17 protein-coding genes are annotated in these 17,208 nt (G+C 52.1%); 7 read left to right on the top strand and 10 right to left on the bottom strand.

All coding sequences use genetic code 11. The features are described 5' to 3' along the window. Window positions 1-81 precede the first annotated feature (81 nt). Both HND56_06620 and HND56_06615 read left to right on the top strand, forming a co-directional pair. The gene (locus HND56_06620; protein QKK05373.1) at window positions 82-846 is read left to right on the top strand and encodes a hypothetical protein; all 765 of its coding nucleotides are present in this window, start codon (window positions 82-84) and stop codon (window positions 844-846) included. Window positions 847-863: 17 nt separating this feature from the next. Continuing rightward, entirely contained in the window at window positions 864-1,616 is a 753-nt protein-coding gene (locus HND56_06615; GenBank protein ID QKK05372.1) for a hypothetical protein, read from the top strand. A 1-nt stretch (window position 1,617) separates the two neighbouring features. Here HND56_06615 and polA read toward each other — a convergent pair whose 3' ends face one another. From polA to HND56_06585, 6 genes are read right to left on the bottom strand one after another with little or no spacing between them, the layout of a single operon-like run. After that, entirely contained in the window at window positions 1,618-4,434 is a 2,817-nt protein-coding gene (gene polA / locus HND56_06610) for a DNA polymerase I (protein QKK06587.1), read from the bottom strand. Between the two features lie 14 nt (window positions 4,435-4,448). Further along, window positions 4,449-4,904, bottom strand: coding sequence for a hypothetical protein (locus HND56_06605; GenBank protein QKK05371.1), 456 nt, complete (start codon window positions 4,902-4,904; stop codon window positions 4,449-4,451). 10 nt (window positions 4,905-4,914) lie between these two features. Continuing rightward, entirely contained in the window at window positions 4,915-5,973 is a 1,059-nt protein-coding gene (gene hemB / locus HND56_06600) for a porphobilinogen synthase (protein ID QKK05370.1), read from the bottom strand. A gap of 30 nt (window positions 5,974-6,003) precedes the next feature. Continuing rightward, the gene (locus HND56_06595) at window positions 6,004-6,336 is read right to left on the bottom strand and encodes a YdbL family protein (GenBank protein QKK05369.1); all 333 of its coding nucleotides are present in this window, start codon (window positions 6,334-6,336) and stop codon (window positions 6,004-6,006) included. A gap of 18 nt (window positions 6,337-6,354) precedes the next feature. Beyond that, entirely contained in the window at window positions 6,355-6,576 is a 222-nt protein-coding gene (locus HND56_06590; protein QKK05368.1) for a YnbE family lipoprotein, read from the bottom strand. After that, a complete protein-coding gene (locus tag HND56_06585; GenBank protein QKK05367.1) occupies window positions 6,560-9,226 on the bottom strand; it encodes a hypothetical protein in 2,667 nt (888 codons plus the stop codon). Before HND56_06585 ends, HND56_06590 begins: the two co-directional genes overlap by 17 nt. Window positions 9,227-9,322: 96 nt before the next feature. On the opposite strand from HND56_06585, the gene yajC reads away from it, so the two are divergent. From yajC to HND56_06565, 4 genes are read left to right on the top strand one after another with little or no spacing between them, the layout of a single operon-like run. After that, window positions 9,323-9,772 (top strand): preprotein translocase subunit YajC, encoded by a 450-nt coding sequence (yajC, locus tag HND56_06580; GenBank protein ID QKK05366.1) that lies wholly within the window; start codon window positions 9,323-9,325, stop codon window positions 9,770-9,772. 46 nt (window positions 9,773-9,818) lie between these two features. Beyond that, window positions 9,819-11,387 (top strand): protein translocase subunit SecD, encoded by a 1,569-nt coding sequence (gene secD / locus HND56_06575; protein QKK05365.1) that lies wholly within the window; start codon window positions 9,819-9,821, stop codon window positions 11,385-11,387. A gap of 14 nt (window positions 11,388-11,401) precedes the next feature. Continuing rightward, window positions 11,402-12,346 carry a protein translocase subunit SecF gene (gene secF, locus HND56_06570; GenBank protein QKK06586.1) on the top strand — a complete coding sequence of 315 codons (945 nt, stop codon included), beginning with the start codon at window positions 11,402-11,404 and terminating at the stop codon, window positions 12,344-12,346. Between the two features lie 10 nt (window positions 12,347-12,356). Beyond that, a complete protein-coding gene (locus HND56_06565) occupies window positions 12,357-12,719 on the top strand; it encodes a hypothetical protein (GenBank protein QKK06585.1) in 363 nt (120 codons plus the stop codon). Window positions 12,720-12,764: 45 nt separating this feature from the next. Here HND56_06565 and HND56_06560 read toward each other — a convergent pair whose 3' ends face one another. The 4 genes from HND56_06560 to HND56_06545 form a co-directional block, all read right to left on the bottom strand. Next, on the bottom strand, window positions 12,765-13,415 hold the full coding sequence (locus tag HND56_06560) for a TerD family protein (GenBank protein QKK06584.1): 651 nt from the start codon (window positions 13,413-13,415) through the stop codon (window positions 12,765-12,767). Window positions 13,416-13,655: 240 nt separating this feature from the next. Continuing rightward, a complete protein-coding gene (locus tag HND56_06555; GenBank protein ID QKK06583.1) occupies window positions 13,656-14,702 on the bottom strand; it encodes an RluA family pseudouridine synthase in 1,047 nt (348 codons plus the stop codon). Continuing rightward, on the bottom strand, window positions 14,654-15,634 hold the full coding sequence (gene trxB / locus HND56_06550; GenBank protein QKK05364.1) for a thioredoxin-disulfide reductase: 981 nt from the start codon (window positions 15,632-15,634) through the stop codon (window positions 14,654-14,656). Before trxB ends, HND56_06555 begins: the two co-directional genes overlap by 49 nt. Next, a complete protein-coding gene (locus tag HND56_06545; protein QKK05363.1) occupies window positions 15,631-16,602 on the bottom strand; it encodes a hypothetical protein in 972 nt (323 codons plus the stop codon). The genes trxB and HND56_06545 overlap by 4 nt, the downstream gene beginning before the upstream one ends. A gap of 125 nt (window positions 16,603-16,727) precedes the next feature. Between HND56_06545 and HND56_06540 the strand changes: the two genes are divergently transcribed. Then, window positions 16,728-17,204: an Lrp/AsnC family transcriptional regulator gene (locus HND56_06540; protein QKK05362.1), complete on the top strand. Its 477-nt coding sequence runs from the start codon at window positions 16,728-16,730 to the stop codon at window positions 17,202-17,204. The last annotated feature ends 4 nt before the right edge of the window (window positions 17,205-17,208 follow it).

Below are 17,208 nucleotides of genomic sequence, written 5' to 3'. Positions count from 1 at the left end.
ACATAAGTCAACTTGACATAATCAAAAAATGGGCGTAAATTACACGTTACTTTTTAAGGTGTGTAAATATAGAGGGCTATCATGTTCAAGCATTTGAAATATTACGGTGAGCTCTACCGCCATAAAGTCGCGGATGAATTTGTTCGTGACCGTATGGGAAAAAGCTTTGCCGGCACGGTGTTGCTGGCCACGATTTTTAGCGGCGTTGCCGGTGTGCAACTGACTGACGGTACGGTGAATATGCCGGATATGGATGCCGCAGCCAATGCACCTGTTGTCATGGAAGAATTGACACAGCAGCGCCAGAACCTTGTCGAACAAAAGCAGGAATTTGAAAATCTGCTGTCACAGATTACCGCAGCCTCACGTCAGGGGCAGGATATGACGGCTCTGGAAACGGCGCGCGAGGAGAAAACGGAATCTCTCACCAATTTTTCGCGCCAACTTGTTGCGAGCACGCTGCTGAGTGATGAGCTGTCCGAACAGCAGCGGCAGGATTTTCTGACGGAGCTGGATCAAAATGTTGTGAATATGAGCAGTATTGGTTTTGAAGAACTGGATCGCGGCGGTGACGTCATATCACTGGCGAATTTACGCGAGGGGCAAGCAGAGCTGGCGGTTGAACAAGGTTTTGCCAGTAATTTGGAACGTGCGGAAGCGCTCGCGCAATATAATCTGGATAACACCTCCAGCGGTGCCGGAGAGGTTCTGACGGTGCTGATGATGACATTACTGGGTTCATTCGGCGGTTTTAGCAGTTTTATCGCTTTTGGCGCATCAAACAGAGAACATGCCTATCACAAACCGAAAAAGCCGACCAAAAACAGTCACGGCATGCGCCACTGATTTTTAAGGAGAGAGAAGTGGGACAATATACGACATATTATAAAAAACTGGCGGCGCATAAGCTTGCGGATATTTATTATAACGAACGGGTGGGCGCGATATTTGGCATTGCTGCGGCACTGGCCATCGCCGGTGGCGGTGCAGGCTATCAGATCGGTGGCGTAATTGATGGTAATGCAGATAATTTGCGCACGGCCAATGCCGATCAAGTGATGCAGGAGCTGACAACACAGCGTGGCAATCTGGAAACACAGCATGCAGAACTGAAAACATTGACGGCAACGATTACGGAAGCCAGCCGTGCAGGTCGTGATGCCGGGCCGATTGAACTGTTACGGCAGGAGAAAGTTTCGGACTTTCAAAGCTTTGCCAAACAGCTTGTGACGGATGCTTTCCTGAGTTCGGAATTGTCGGAAAATGAGCGTGAAACATTTATTCGCCATATTGATGAAAATATCATCAATATGGGCGATATCGGCCTCGAAGCCTTGGAAGACAAGAACGGAGAAGTAGGCGAGTTTTCTCATATTCGTGAAATCCGTGCAAAAGTCGATGCGGAGAATCCGTTGCTGGGTAATCAGGAGAGGGTGATTGCGATTGCGGAACAAAATAGCGAGGAACAGGTGTCTATTCTGAAAGGAACCCTTATTCCGGCCTTCCTACTTGCTTTCTTGGGATCGATGGGGCTGGGGATGGGGTTTAGCGATTACCGGCGGGCGAATAGCAGACCACAAAAACCGACAATAACCAGCCACGGCATGCGGCATTAAATTAATGCGCATCCGACCAGTTTTTGGCATGGTCGATACCGACTTCCAAAGGAATGGAAATGCCCGGTGCGGCAGCCTGCATGACTTCTTTTACCACGGCGGTTGTTTGCTCCAGTTCTTTTTCCGGTACTTCAAACAGTAATTCATCATGCACCTGTAACAACATGCGCGCACCCAGCTTGGCCGCATCCAGCGCGGCGGGCATGCGCACCATCGCACGTTTCATGATATCGGCGGCGGTGCCTTGCAGCGGCGCATTGACGGCCTGACGTTCGGCAAAGTTACGCCGCGCGGGATTTTTGTCATTGATGCCGTGAATGACGCATTTACGCCCGTAAAGCGTGGTGACATAGCCGTTTGCACGCGCTTCTTCCTTGGCCTTTTCCATGAAGGCTTCCAGTTCGGGGAAGCGGGCGAGGTATTTTTTGATATATTCTGCGGCCTCGGATGTCGGGATGCTGAGCTGTTTGCCAAGGCCGAAGCCGCTGATGCCGTAAATAATGCCGAAATTGATGGCTTTGGCGCGGCGGCGGATTTCCGGCGTCATTTCATCCATCGGGATGCCGAAGACCTGACTGGCAGTCATGCTGTGAATATCCTGCCCGTCATGAAATGCCTGTTTCAGTGCCTTAATATCGGCCAGTTCCGCGGCAAGGCGCAATTCGACCTGTGAATAATCGACCGATAACAGGGTAAAGCCGTCATCGGCGATAAAGGCTTCGCGGATTTTGCGTCCATCCTCGGTACGGATCGGGATGTTTTGCAAATTCGGGTCGGAGGAAGATAGCCGCCCCGTATTGGTCTGCGCCATCGAAAAGGACGTATGCACACGCCCCGTTTTCGGGTTGATACTATTGACCAGCGCATCGGTATAGGTGCTTTTCAGCTTGGAGGCTTGCCGCCATTCCAGCGTTTTTTCGGCGATTTCATACCCCTCCGCCGCCAGCTTTTCCAATACGTCGACACTGGTGGACCATGTACCGCTTTTGTTTTTCTTGCCGCCCTGCAAACCCATATTGTCAAACAGCACTTCGCCAAGCTGTTTGGGAGAGCCGACATTAAACGGCATGCCGGCCAGTTTATGGATTTCCTCCTCTACAATCGCAATTTTTTCGGCGAAAATGCGGCTGAGATTTTTCAGCACGGCAGGGTCGACGCGGATGCCGGTAAATTCCATTTCAGCAATGATCGGTATCAGCGGGCGTTCCAGCACTTCATAGACCGTGGCGCGTTTTTCCTGTGCCAGGCGCGGTTTGAACATGTTGTAAAGCCGCAAGGTGATATCGGCATCTTCGGCGGCGTAATCGCGCGCCTTGTCCAGAGTCACTTCGGCAAAGCTGATCTGGTTTTTTCCTGTGCCGCAGATTTCGGAATATTTAATCGGGTTGTGGCCAAGGAACAGCTCCGACAGCTCATTCATGCCGTGGCCGTGTTCCGTACCGTCAATCACATAGGAAAGCAGCATCGTATCATCGACGGGCGTGATGTGAATATCATGCGCCAGAAACATTTGCAGGTCGTATTTGATATTTTGCCCGATTTTCAGGACGGAGGGATCTTCCAGCAGCGGTTTGAGGATAGCCAGTGCCTCTTTCAACGGGATTTGCTTCAGATCAGGGGCGGCTTCCTTTTCCTTGCTGTCGTCACCGCCGAAATCAAAACTTTCATTCATGGCTGCGGCATCAATATGCCCGACAGGAATATAACAGGCACTGCCCTCGGAAACGGAGAGGGAAATACCGACCAGATCGGCTTTCGCCGGGGTGAGGGAGGTTGTCTCCGTATCAACCGCAACCACGCCCGCTTCAAAAGCGCGCATCACCCAGTCTTGCAGACGCGCGGCATCCTGCACGAGCTCATAACGGCCGTTTTGCGGCGCGGGTTCTGCGGCATTTTTGTTTTCCGCCGTCGTGGCGAGACGGTTTTCATGCGCGTGAAAAGTTTTTTCCAGCCGCGCCAATGTTGTGCGAAATTCCTGCGTTTTCAGAAATTGCAGTAATTTCGGCATATCCAGCGTATGATCTGTCAGCTCTGCAACGGTAAAGGGCACCTCGACACTGTCATCCAGACGCACAAGCTGTTTGGAAATGCGCGCCATTTCGGCCTCGGCCAGCAGTGTTTCACGCCGTTTCGGCTGTTTGATTTCTGCGGCGCGTTCCAGCAGTGTTTCCAGATCGCCATATTCATTGATCAGCTGCGCCGCCGTTTTAATGCCGATACCGGCAACGCCCGGCACATTATCGGTGCTGTCGCCGGCCAGCGCCTGCACATCAACGACTTTATCCGGCGAGACATTGAATTTTTCGAAGACTTCGGCCTCATCCATATAGCGCGATTTCATCGGATCGAACATACGCACGCCTTCACGAACCAGCTGCATCAAATCCTTATCCGAGGAGACGATAACAACCTCGCGCCCTTGTTCCAGCGCCAGCCGCGCATAGGTGGCAATCAGATCATCGGCCTCATAGCCTTCTTTTTCAATCGGCGGCAGACCGAAGGCATCTGATGCCTGACGGATCAGCGGAAATTGCGGAATAAGGTCTTCCGGTGTTTCACTGCGGTTGGCTTTATATTCCGGATAAATTTCATTGCGAAAATTCTCGCGGGCGGCATCAAAGATAACGGCAATGTCATGGACATCCATATCGACGATCAGTTTGACCAGCATATTGGTAAAGCCCAGCACGGCATTGACGGGGGTGCCGTCAGAGCGCGTCATCGGCGGCAATGCGTAATAGGCGCGAAAAATAAAGCCCGAACCGTCTACAAGGAAGAGGGGCTTTTTCTCGGCGGGGATGGATTTTTTTTCCGGCATGACAGGGGCCATGACTATTCGAGTTCCGGTTCGGAATCTCTTTTTGCAGCCAGCTCAAAACCGGGAACTTCCGCTTGATCATCCATGATGATATCAAGACAGACATTGAATTCCGTCAAATCCAGCTTCTTCTTACTGTTTTTCGGCAGGGGAATTTTATTCGCCAGACAATACTCGATCAGGGATTCGCTGATAAAGCGGGCAGGCAGGTTATAATATTTATGTTCGAACGTGCCTTCGTCAAAAAACGTGACGACAACGGAGTTCTTCATTTCATTAATGTTATATTCCTGCGACAGCGGCGTTTTGAAATGTTTTTGCGTGTGAAAGTCATATTCCGCCTTGCTGGCAAGCTTGGCTGCGATAATCTTCACGCCGGGAAAGCGGTAACCCAGCTGGTCACCATAATGTGTGATCGCGTCATAAAGCTCTGAATGGTGGAACATTAGTCGTCTAATTTCACTGGGCATGCGTCTTCCCTTAAAGTCCTTTTATAATTTGCGCCATATCGCGCGCTGCATAAGTCAGAATAGCGTCACAGCCCGCGCGTTTAAAGCATAAAAGCGTTTCATGGAGCGTTTTTTCGTAGTCGAGCCAGCCGTTTTCGGCAGCGGCACGCAGCATCGCATATTCACCGCTGACATGATAGGCAAAAACAGGCACGGAAAACGTGTCTTTGACGCGGCGGATAATGTCCAGATAAGGAAGGCCGGGCTTGACCATGACCATATCCGCACCTTCTTCAAGATCCAGTGCGACTTCATGCAAGGCTTCATCGCTATTGGCGGGGTCCATCTGATAGGTCTTTTTGTCGCCTTTCAGAAAACCGGAGGATTTGACGGCATCGCGGAAGGGGCCGTAATAAACCGAGGCGTATTTCGCCGCATAGGACAGAATATTCACATCAGTATAGCCCGCAATATCAAGCGCATCGCGAATCGCGCCGATACGCCCGTCCATCATGTCGGACGGGGCGATAACATCCGCACCCGCACCGGCCTGCACCAGTGCCTGTTTGCACAAAACTTCCACCGTCTCGTCATTTAAGATGGTGCCGGTATCATCAATCAGCCCGTCATGGCCGTGGCTGGTATAAGGGTCAAGCGCGACATCGCAGATAAGGCCGATTTCCGGCACGGCATCTTTCAGACGGCGCATGGCACGGCAGACAAGATTATCCTCGTTCCATGCCTCGGCGCCGTCATCAGAGCGCAAATCATCCGGCGTGGAGGGGAACAGCGCAAGAGCCGGAATATCCAGCCCGGCGGCGTTTTCCGCCTCTTTTACCAACAAATCGATACTCAGGCGTTCTACGCCCGGCATTGACGGTACGGCTTCGCGGCGGTTTTCACCGTCAATCACAAAAACCGGCCAGACCAGATCTTTGGTTGTGATACTGTTTTCTTGCACCAGATCGCGCATCCACGGGGTTTTGCGATTACGGCGCATACGGCGGCGCGGATAGGTCGCCGCTGCTTCGGAGGCGTCTTCTGCCGCAAATTCACGCAGGTCAGCGGCCTGCATTTTCGGATATGTCATGGTTATTCTATGTCTTTGATTGATTTGTTATTATTTTTTGACCCATTGACTGTTCAGGAAAATATATTGCCCTGCAGGTGTTTCCGTCATCAATTTTTGTCCGGCCAGTTTTTGCACCTGATCCAGCGGCAAGCCGTTGCTTTGTGCGACCGCGCGGTATTTGGCCAATCGTCCGGCATTCGTGCTGTCAACCATGGCGGCAACGCCCGGTGCGGCTTGTACGATCCCTAAAAGACCGTCAGGCTGTTCGCCAACATAGCCTTGGGCTTTGGCGGCGGCGACGCTCATCTCTGCATAAGCCGTTGCCGGAAGGACAGCGAGAAAGGCAAAACACAGGAAAAATACGGTAAAAGCTTGTTTCATCGGATGGTCATCCTTTCCTTAATTTTCTGTCGTCCCGAACAGGTCGGGAGATTCTTCAAACAGGTTTTCCAGATCGCGCTCGACCTTGATACGGACTTCCTGTTCGATTTTGATGTTCATATTGATTTCAATCGGTTTGTCCGGCGCTTGAACCTTTACGGTCGGGGAGCAGGCGGTCAGTAACACAATGGCGAATCCCGCCATCATGTGCCACAGATATTTGTTAAGGTGATGGGACATGTTTTTCCTCATATTGCCGAATTTTCTCCTGTATATTATCAGGAATTGTATAGGCTTGTACATGGTGCTGGAAAATATTTTCAAGTGCGCCCTCAAGGTTCAAATTCAAGGCGACGGGTCGCGTTTCCGCCATGTCGGGATTGCGTCCTTTCGCCTCCAGCCGGATGGTCTGAGCGCCACCGGCTTTGCCGTCCAGCAGGAAACGCAGGCTTTCATAATGGAAATTGCTGATCACATTTCGTACGAAATCCATATTCGGGTTACCGTTTTGCAGAAAAGCGGGCAAATCATGCGGCGCATATTGCACCGTGCCGGGGGTTGTGGTGCTGATGACACCATTCTCGATAAAAATCTCGTTTCCGGCAAGGCGCAACGGCAGCGTGCCGCCGATCATACCGTTTGCTTTCAGCCCTTCAACTTTGGCAAATTGCAGTAATTGCTGCAGTGACAGATCATGCACGGCGACTGTGAAAGCCGTGTCTGGTTTGGCGGGGTTTAATTTTACATCGGCAAAGGAGACCGTGCCGCCCACCATTTGCCATTCCGCATTATGCAGAGTAAGGGGCAGGGGCTGCGCCGCATCATAGCTAAGCGTGACCAGTCCGCCGAAGAACGGAATGCCGGGATTAAAGCTTTCAATAGCGACCGTCTGTTTTTCCAGCGTGAGGGGCATAAGGCTTTTGATGTCCAGCGCGGCATTCAGGTTGGTGAGAGGTTTTCCGGAAATTTCCGCAGACAGGTTTTTCAGCAGCAGCTGCCCTTTGCCGCGCAGATCCGGCAAAGAGAGTTTGGCGGAGAATGCTGCGCTGCCGGAAGTTTTTTGCAGTAAACCGTCCAGCTTGGGCGATAGATGATGCGGCTGTGTGCCGACCGGATCAAAATTCACCGGCGGCATCTCGATATTGATCTCGCCTTTTTGTGTGGCCGGAGTGATAAAGCCTGTCACATGAGCATTGGCGTGATTGGCCTGATCACGCAATTTGCTGTCAAAGCGCAGCAGGCCTTTCTCCGCTTTGTAGTTGAGATCGGCATCGGCGCGCAGCACCGGCGCAAGATTATCGGGCAGCGTGATGGCTGTTTTGACGCTGGCTTTGGTCACAGCCTTGTTGTGATAACCGCCTTTCGCCGTCGCTTCGTATAGATCAATGATGATTTTCTGTGCGGGCAGATTTAAACGACCCGCGGCTTCCGTCAGAGTGAATGTTGAAGCGGTGCGGTTGACCGTTCCTGTCACGCCGCCCGTGTAATCCAGCACCTTGCCATAGGATAACTGCAACTGCGGCAAGCGGATATCAATACTGTCTCCGGCGTTTTTGAGCAATAGATGGGTGGTGTTCGGATTCGGATCAAGTTTCAGTGTGAAGCTTGTTTTGTCTACGCCGGTCTGTCCCTTGACGGTAAGGCTTTCGGGGAAGAGCAGGATACCATCCGCATTATGGGAGAAATGCAGTTTGATATCCGCAGCTGTTTTGTGCAGATATGGCGGCAGGGTCAGGTCTTTTGCCGCAATCTGCAACTTGCCGGAAAAATCCTGCCATGTTGCGATATCTGCTTTGATCTCTGTTAGTGCCTTTTTACCGGAGAAATTCAGGGTAAGGCGGGCGCTGCCTTTGATATCCTTCAAATCATTTTCAATGATGGCAAAATTCTCAAAGCTTGAAAAACTCTCTTTCCCCAGCGCGTAGAATTTTTCAAGATTCTCTGCATTTATTTCTGCTTTTCCAGATAGTTCATTTGCGTTGTTAAAGTTAAATTCTGCATTGAAACCGGCAATATCACCGGGGCTTTTGCCTGCGGCTTTCAGTATTTTTTCTTCATTCGTATCAGTATAAGAGAGTGTGATATTTTCCAGCGGCAGATTGACAAGCTGCGCAGTACCGATGGTCATATCAGCCTTTTCTGCGGTGATTAATCCGTCTTTCAACACAATATGCGCCGCGCCGCTGATATTGGACAGCTTGGCCAGCGGATGGCGAATAACGCTTTCGTCGCGGAGGGTTATATCCGCCGCCACTTCCCCGTTTTGGTATAATGCGGTCTCAAGAGCGGTGCTGATAATGCTGTCGTTGTTTTTTGCGGAAATGACGGCTTTGATATCAATGCGATCCGTAATGTTTTTCACATACGTTTGGGCTTCCGCGATTGTGATTTGTTGCGGCAGATAGAGACTGCGCGGTTGTAAGGAAATCTGCGCCTGTTTGATATCAAGGGCATTCAGGGGAAGCTTCTGCGCCAGCGTGAAAGCCTCGCGCAGTAATGCCGCAATATCGGTTTCTGCGGCATCCTCCGTAAGGGGCGCCTCTTGATATGACACACCGTCCAGTAACAGCCGGTCAATAAAAACGGGATAATCATCGCCCGGCGTAAAATGGAAATCGGCACGCAGATCATCAATGCGGATATCATCGGAGAGTTTGAGCTTTGTTACATTAAGGGAGGAAATCTCGACATCAATATGCCGGAGCCGCGCTGCGGGAAAGCCGTTTTTGTGCAAATAGCTAAGCAGCGCATAACGTGCAACAGCATCGCGCTGCCAGTACAAACCGCCAAAGACCAGCACAAAACAGCCGCCCCAGACGATGAGGCGCGTCAGGAATTTAACGCTCGCGGTAATCCCGCGTGAAATTTTCTTTTCAGAGCTCTGAGGCATTCTACGGGTCCTTTTTGATTTCCCCTTGTTGCCTATGCGGCTGTTGTGTTAGATAGTATCTACGGTAAAATAACAAATTAACAGGAAGATACAATCATGTTTGTCACTCCCGCATGGGCTCAAGACGCTGCTGCGAGCGGCGCACCGCAAGATGGTGGTCTGGTCGGCTTTCTTCTGCCGATGTTTCTCATCCTTCTGGTGTTTTATTTCTTTGTTTTCCGTCCGCAGAACAAGCGGATGCGTGAACATGGCGATATGGTCAACAACCTGAAACGCGGTGACCGCGTTGTAACGGGCGGCGGACTGATCGGCAAGGTTTATAAGCTGACAGGTGATGATGAAGTGATGATCGACCTTGCTGACGGCGTGCGCGTGCATGCCGTGCGCTCGACCATTATGACCATACGGGAAAAGCCGGTTTCCAATGTGACGGCAGGTGATTCGTCCGGCGCTAATGATGAAAACGGTAAAGGCATTACCGTTTCCCGCCTGCGTGAAAACAAAAAGAAAAAAGAAGAGGGAGCACCCCGTAAGGGCGCCCGCTGATACTGATAAAACTGCTACTCCCTCCGGTTAGGATTGATAAAAGACGATGATGTATTTTGAACGCTGGAAAGTTTGGTTGATTACGATTATCTGCATTTGGGGCATTGCCTATTCGGCACCGAATTTGATGTCCGATGCGATGAACGGAAAACTCGGCGAGATTTCTTCATGGCTGCCGAATAAATCCGTCAGCCTCGGCCTTGATTTGCAAGGCGGCGCACATCTTTTGCTGCAGGTTGATATGGATTACGCGGTCAATAACCGCCTGAATGACATGAGCGAGGCAGCCAAACGCGATTTGCTGAAAGAGAGAATCGGCTATGTCGGTCTTCGGATCGAGGGAGAAAGTGTTCTGTTTCAACTGCGTGCGCAGGATGACGAGACCCGCAGCAAGGCTTTGAAAATTGCCCGTAAACTCTACGAAGGCGTAGAAGCTGACATTTCCGATGACGGGCTGGTTACGGCGACCTTAAGCCCGATGGCGGTCACCGATATCAAAACCCAGACTTTGAACCAGTCGATTGAGATTGTCCGCCGCCGTATTGATGAAACCGGCACGCGGGAGCCCGCGATCCAGCGCCAGGGTTATGAGCGTATTCTGGTACAGCTTCCGGGTGTGGATGATCCCGAGCGTATCAAACAGCTACTGGTAAAAACAGCGAGCATGACCTTCCATCTGGTGGATGAAGACTCGTCAGAACCCGGCGCACGACTTTCGCCGTCCGCCGTTATGTATCCGATGAAAGAAAACCCGCAGATACAGCTGGCGGTTAAAAAACGCGCGGCATTGCAGGGGGAACGCCTTGTTGATGCGCAACCGAGCTTCGAAGACGGCATGCCTGTTGTGACATTCCGCTTTGACCGGATCGGGACGGACAAATTCTGCCGCATTACCCGTGAAAATCAGCATAAGCGCTTTGCCGTTGTGCTGGATAAGGAAATTGTAACCGCGCCGTCTATTAATGAGCCGATTTGCGGCGGTGCCGGAAGAATTAGCGGCCGCTTTACCGTGCAGGAAACTGTGGACACGTCTCTGTTGCTGCGTGCGGGTGCCTTGCCTGCGCCTTTGACCTTTATGGAGGAGCGCACAGTCGGGCCAAGTCTGGGCGCGGATTCCGTCAGTGCGGGAAAAATCGCCAGCCTGATGGGGATGAGCTTTGTGCTGGTCTTTATGATTGCGGTTTACGGCTTGTTCGGTATCTTTGCCAATATTGCCTTGCTGGTGAATGTTGCGCTTATTTTTGCGGTCTTGTCGGTGTTGCAGGCAACGCTGACACTGCCGGGTATCGCCGGTATCGTCTTGACGATCGGTATGGCGGTGGATGCGAATGTGCTGATCTTTGAGCGTATCCGTGAAGAGCTGCGCAACGGTCGTTCGATCCTGTCATCGGTCGAAACCGGATACGGACAGGCAATGTCCTCAATTGTTGATGCGAATTTGACGACGCTGATTGCCGCCCTGATGCTGTTTTCTTTCGGGACGGGGCCGATCAAAGGCTTTGCGGTGACATTATGGGTCGGTATCATGACCTCAATGTTCTCGGCAATTCTGCTGACGCGTTTGATGGTGGTGACGTGGCTGAAAGCGAAAAAGCCGCAAACCTTGCCGATATAATAAGGAGTATAATGATGCGTGGCATTCTGAAACTGGTTCCGGACGAGACGAATTGCGATTTTATGGGATGGCATAAAATTGCTCTTGGCTTATCGGTTATCGTCATCTGTGCAGGCATGTTTTTGACCTTTCAGAAAGGTCTGAATTTCGGGATTGATTTTACCGGCGGGACGCTGATTGAAATCCAGACCAAGGACGATGTCGCTGATCTTACCGCATTGCGGAGCGCGCTCAGTACATTGGATATCGGCGCTGTGAGCGTGCAGGAATTCGGCGCCCCGAATGAGGTTATGATCCGTATCCCGCAGCAGGACCGTGATGAAGCGCAGCAAAAAGTTGTCATGGAACAGGTGCGCGCAAAAATCGACGACTCTGTTAAAGATTACCGCCGCGTGGAATTTGTCGGTCCGCAGGTCGGGGAAGAGCTGATCGAGGCCGGCGGCAAGGCGCTGTTCTATGCGCTGGCCGGATTGCTGGCTTATATCTGGATGCGCTTTGAGTGGCAGTTCGGCGTGGCTGCAGTGCTGGCGCTGACACATGATATTCTTTTTACCGTCGGTTTTTTCGGTGTGACGCAAATGGAATTTACGCTGGCAACGGTCGCGGCAGTCCTGATGATCGCCGGTTACTCCATTAACGATACGGTCGTGGTATTTGACCGTGTGCGCGAGAATTTGCGCAAATATAAGAAAAAACCTCTGCGTGAGCTGTTCAATCTGTCGATTAACCAGACATTGTCGCGGACATTAATGACCAGCTTGACCACATTGTTGGCTCTGCTGGCATTGTGGCAGTTCGGCGGTGCCGTTATCCGCGGCTTTGTCACGGCGCTGATTTTCGGTATCTTTATCGGAACATATTCGTCAATCTTTATTGCCACACCGTTGCTGCTGTATGTGCGCCCGCGCGATAGAAACCGCGTCGTCACCAACACGCCGGAAAGCGAAACCAATGGTTGACGTCACGCCGATGGTCACGGCGGACCGGAAGGTCATCCAGTCTTACGGCAAAAACGGTTTTAAAATCAGCAACGAGAATTTTACCGGGCCGATTTTGGTTTTCCCGTCATTGGTAACGGCATGGGATGTGCCTGAAACACCTAAAGATCTTGAAATCACGCATTTTGCGCCGCTGATTGGCGCGGATGATGTGGATGTTGTGCTGTTTGGCGGCGGAGAGAAAGCAGTGTTTTTGCCGCCTGATATCCGCGAGATGCTAAACGCGCAAGGTCTGGCGGTGGAATCAATGGATACCGGCGCAGCCTGTCGTACCTATAATGTATTATTGGCGGAAGAGCGCCGCATCGCTGCTGCGCTATATCCCACACAGTAAATCATTTAAAAACATATTGTTGCCGGTGAATGTTAATGCAACGGATTAGGTCGGAGCGACGTAGACGCCAAAGCTTCTGGCGACCTGATACAAGCCGCCCTCAAACGTCTCTCCGCGCGGGCGGAAAACCCATGCCGTTGTGCTACGCGTCAGCTCGCCAATGATAATCGCATCTTTCTTATCGGCATTTTCGGTCAGATTATAACGAACAAGTTCCTTATTGGAATCAAGGTCAACCAAGCGGACATAGGCATTTTCAACTAGGCCGAAATGCTGGAGCCGCTCATAGGCTTCATGGATGGTGATAACAATCACGACTCTGTCGGAACGGAAAGGGATTTGATCCAGCAGGCAGGTAATGATTTCGTCATCACCGTCATCATCACGCCCGGTTTTGCAGTCGCCGTGATGGCGTACGGCACCGCCTGCAGCTGCCAGATTGTTGTAGAAGACGAAATCCGTATCATCGCTCACTTTACCATCGGGGGTTAGCAGAAAAACGCTGGCATCAAGGTCGAATTCATCGCCTTCACCTGTTGTTTCAGGGGCATCCCAGCCCAGCCCGATCAGAACTTTGTTGAGTTTCGCGCCGCCTTCCAGTTCCAGACTCAGTTCTTCCTCTTTGCCGACAGATTTTGAGCCGGAAGTATCGGTGCTTTTTAAGTCAATTTTTTCAAGGTCGAAGGCGGGAATCATCTGGCTTTCGATGTCGGCAAGGCGCGCGGTCTCGGTATCGGCCATTTTTTTCTCTGCCGCTTCCCGTTCTTCAGGGCTGAACTTTGCTTCAGCTGCTTTTTTTTCAGCTTTTTCGGCTTTTTGTCTGGCTTCCTCTTCCTCTTTTTTCTGTTCTGCCGCAAAAGGATCAAAAGGTTGACCGAGTTCGTCGCTGACCATGATATTCTCCGTTATCTTCAGATGGTTCTTAAGAGTTCAAAACTACGTTTCCATGCTACACGACTGCTTCGCACCCGCCAAGAGGATATTCTGCATATCTTCGGGCAGATCGGCCTGCCATGACATTTCTTCCTCCGTGCGCGGGTGCCGCAGACGAAGAGCTGCCGCATGCAGCGCCTGTCGCGGGAAGCCGTGCAGCATATCAAAAAGCCCGACAGGGCCCTTGCGCAGCCGTTTGAAGCTGTTGGGGCGGTATAAGGGGTCACCGATCAGCCAATGTCCGATATGGGTCATATGGACGCGAATCTGATGCGTCCGGCCCGTATGCAGGCGGCAGGTGACAAGACTTGCAACACCGCCTTCGAAAATCGTATCGACTTCATATTCCGTAATCGCTTCTTTGCCGCCGTTTTCGAGTACGGCCATTTTTTTCCGGTTGGAGGATGACCGTCCGATATTGCCCTCGATGATGCCGGAGAGGGGCGTGGGAACACCCCAGACAATCGCGCGGTAAACACGGCGGACAGTATGTGCGGCCAGCTGTGCCGTCAGATTTTTATGGGCCGCATCGTTTTTGGCGACAACCATCAATCCGGAAGTATCCTTGTCCAGCCTGTGGACGATGCCGGGCCGTTTCACACCGCCGATGCCCGAGAGCGTATCGCCGCAATGCGCCAGCAGGGCATTGACCAATGTGCCTTGCGCATGTCCGGCGGCAGGATGCACCACCATGCCGGCGGCTTTGTTGATGACGATAATATCATCATCCTCATAAAGGATCGTCAGCGGAATATTTTCGGCCACGGGGGTGGCGGGTGCGGCGGGAGGGATGCGCAAAATATAGGTTTCGCCCTCTTTCGCCTTGCCGGAGCTGCGGGTGACCGCTTTGCCGTCTTTGAAAACCTGTCCGTCACCAATCAACGCCTGAATGCGTGCGCGCGACAAATCTTCTGTAACCAGTGCGGCGGCGAGGGCGGCATCAAGCCGCCCGCCATCCAGATTTTCGGGAATAGTGACTGCAAGCTCTTGCGGGCTTTCACTCACGCGGCATTTTCCTGTTTCATGCTGCCGCCGTTTTTGGCGATCCAGCGGTCGGCATCCAGCGCAGCCATGCAACCCATACCGGCGGCTGTAACCGCCTGACGGTAAATATGATCGCAGACATCGCCTGCGGCGAATACGCCGGAGATATTGGTCGCGGTCGATCCGGATTTGACGAGGATATAACCGTCACCATCCATATCGACATGTCCTTTAAAGACAGAGGTGGCGGGGTCATGCCCGATGGCGATAAAGACACCATGCACATCAAGATCGCTGACTTCGTCTGTTTTGACATTGCGCAGCTTGACGCCTGTGACACCGGCATCGCTGCCGCCGGGCGGGTTGCCGACAACGTCTTCCAAGACGCTGTCCCAGATAACGGAGACTTTTTCATGGTTGAACAGGCGTTCCTGCATGATGCGTTCGGCACGCAGCTCGTCACGGCGGTGAACCAGCGTGACATGTTCGGCGAAATTGGTCAGGAACAGCGCTTCTTCCACAGCGGTGTTACCACCACCGATGACAACGACTTTTTTACCTTTGTAGAAAAATCCGTCACAGGTTGCACAGGCGGAAACGCCGTAGCCTTTGAAGGCTTGTTCGCTTTCAAGCCCAAGCCAGCGGGCTTGTGCGCCTGTCGAGATAATCACGGTATCGGCAGTGTAAACCGTGCCGGAATCGCCGATGGCTTTTTTGGGATTGCCGGAAAAATCAACCGCGGTAATCATATCCATGACCATTTCCGTGCCGACATTTTCAGCCTGTTTCTGCATTTGTTCCATCAGCCACGGGCCCTGGATCACATCGGCAAAGCCGGGATAGTTCTCGACATCGGTCGTAATCGTCATTTGTCCGCCGGGCTGCATGCCTGTCACCAGCAGAGGAGAAAGATTGGCCCGCGCGGCGTAAATTGCTGCCGTATAGCCCGCGGGGCCGGAGCCGATAATCAAAACCTTGCTATGTTTCGTGTCTGTCATGTGTTCACCCTTTCTTCCAGTAATGCTTGTATTTTCGCGGCGATTGCCGCCGTATCTTGCGGTGGCGTGTAATGCCATGATTCAAGTGTGCCTTCTTGAGGCAAGATACGCGTATAACCCTGTGTTTGCAAGAGGTGATGGAACTTGTTGACGCGCGCGGCGCCGCCCTCCATCGGGATGGTGTAAACGGGTTTGCCTGTTGAAATCGCTTCTGACGTCATGCTCACGCTGTCTTCCGTTACCAGCAATATATCAGCGCACTCCAGAAAGGCGAAATAGGGGTTTGCGCCGCTGCCGTCCCAGAAGTAAACACGGGGATTATCCGCCAGCGTCTTTTGCAGAATATCAAGACAGGCCGGCGGGGTGCGCCGCGATACCGTGATCATCAGGCTGTAATCTTCTGCCAGTTCCTGTAATCTTGCCGCCAGTGCTGCGGCATTTTCTTCCGTTAAGCGATGCGCTTTGCTGTTGCCGCCGATCATGACGGCAGCACGCCGTGCAGGCAGTTCCTGTAACAGGGGGAATTTCGCGGCTTCTTCTGCCAGCTTCGCAACTGTTACGCGGTGCAGGGCCCCTGTGGTGATGATAACATTGTCACCACGAGTCGGGTCATGCTGGGGCACGGTGACAAGATCAAACAGCCGGGCAGGGATGCGCGGGTCCTGCACTTGTACGACCAGTGTTTTTCCGTTGCTTTGTCGTTTGATATGCAAGGCGGCGGCGATGCTTTTGCGGCCGCTGGCCAAAACCAGATCGGGCCAAGGCGGTGCAAGGCTGTCACCCGCACTGTCAAAAGCCCATTGATGCCCGCAGCGCAGGTAAGGGGACAGCTGTTTCCAGGGAAAGCGCAATTTGATGCGTTTGACCGTGGGAGAGACCCCCAGCGCATCCGCGATTCCGAGACATTGGTTCTCTGTTCCTGCAAGTCCTTCACTCACCACCCAACAGGATATGTTGCGCTGCGTCATTTTTTTTCGATTTTCTAAAGTTTGTTATTGCATTTGCTGTATGGTAATATTATTACACAGGGAAGGGAAAACATACCCTTTTATTTTACGATAGATATTTTTTCAAGCACAGAAGAAGACACATCATGGGAAAAGTTAAGTTGGACCGTATCGACCGCAAAATCCTTAAGGAATTGCAGGACGATGGACGTATTACAAATGTGGATTTGGCCGAGAAAGTCGGCATTTCCGCGCCTCCCTGCCTGCGTCGTGTGCGCGCGTTGGAGGAAAACAAACTTATTCTCGGCTATCATGCGCATCTGGATGCGGCCTCGCTGGGTTACGGCGTGACGGTCTTTGCGCAGGTCGGACTCGGGAATCAGTCGGAAAACGATCTGAACCGCTTTATCGAGATGGTGAGCGGTTGGCCGAAAGTGCGTGAATGCTATATGGTTGCGGGTGAGGCGGATTTTCTTTTGAAAATCGTTGCTGCGGATTGGGATGATTATCAGCAGTTCCTGACGAAGCATTTGACGGCGGCACCGAATGTCAGCCATGTCAAATCCTCGCTGACGGTGAAGCTCTGCAAATACGATCCGGGCATTCCCATCAAAACGGAATAGTTTT

This window comes from Pseudomonadota bacterium, from assembly GCA_013285465.1.
Lineage (GTDB): Bacteria > Pseudomonadota > Alphaproteobacteria > Micavibrionales > CSBR16-224 > CSBR16-224.
This window is presented reverse-complemented; position numbering and strand designations above follow the sequence as displayed.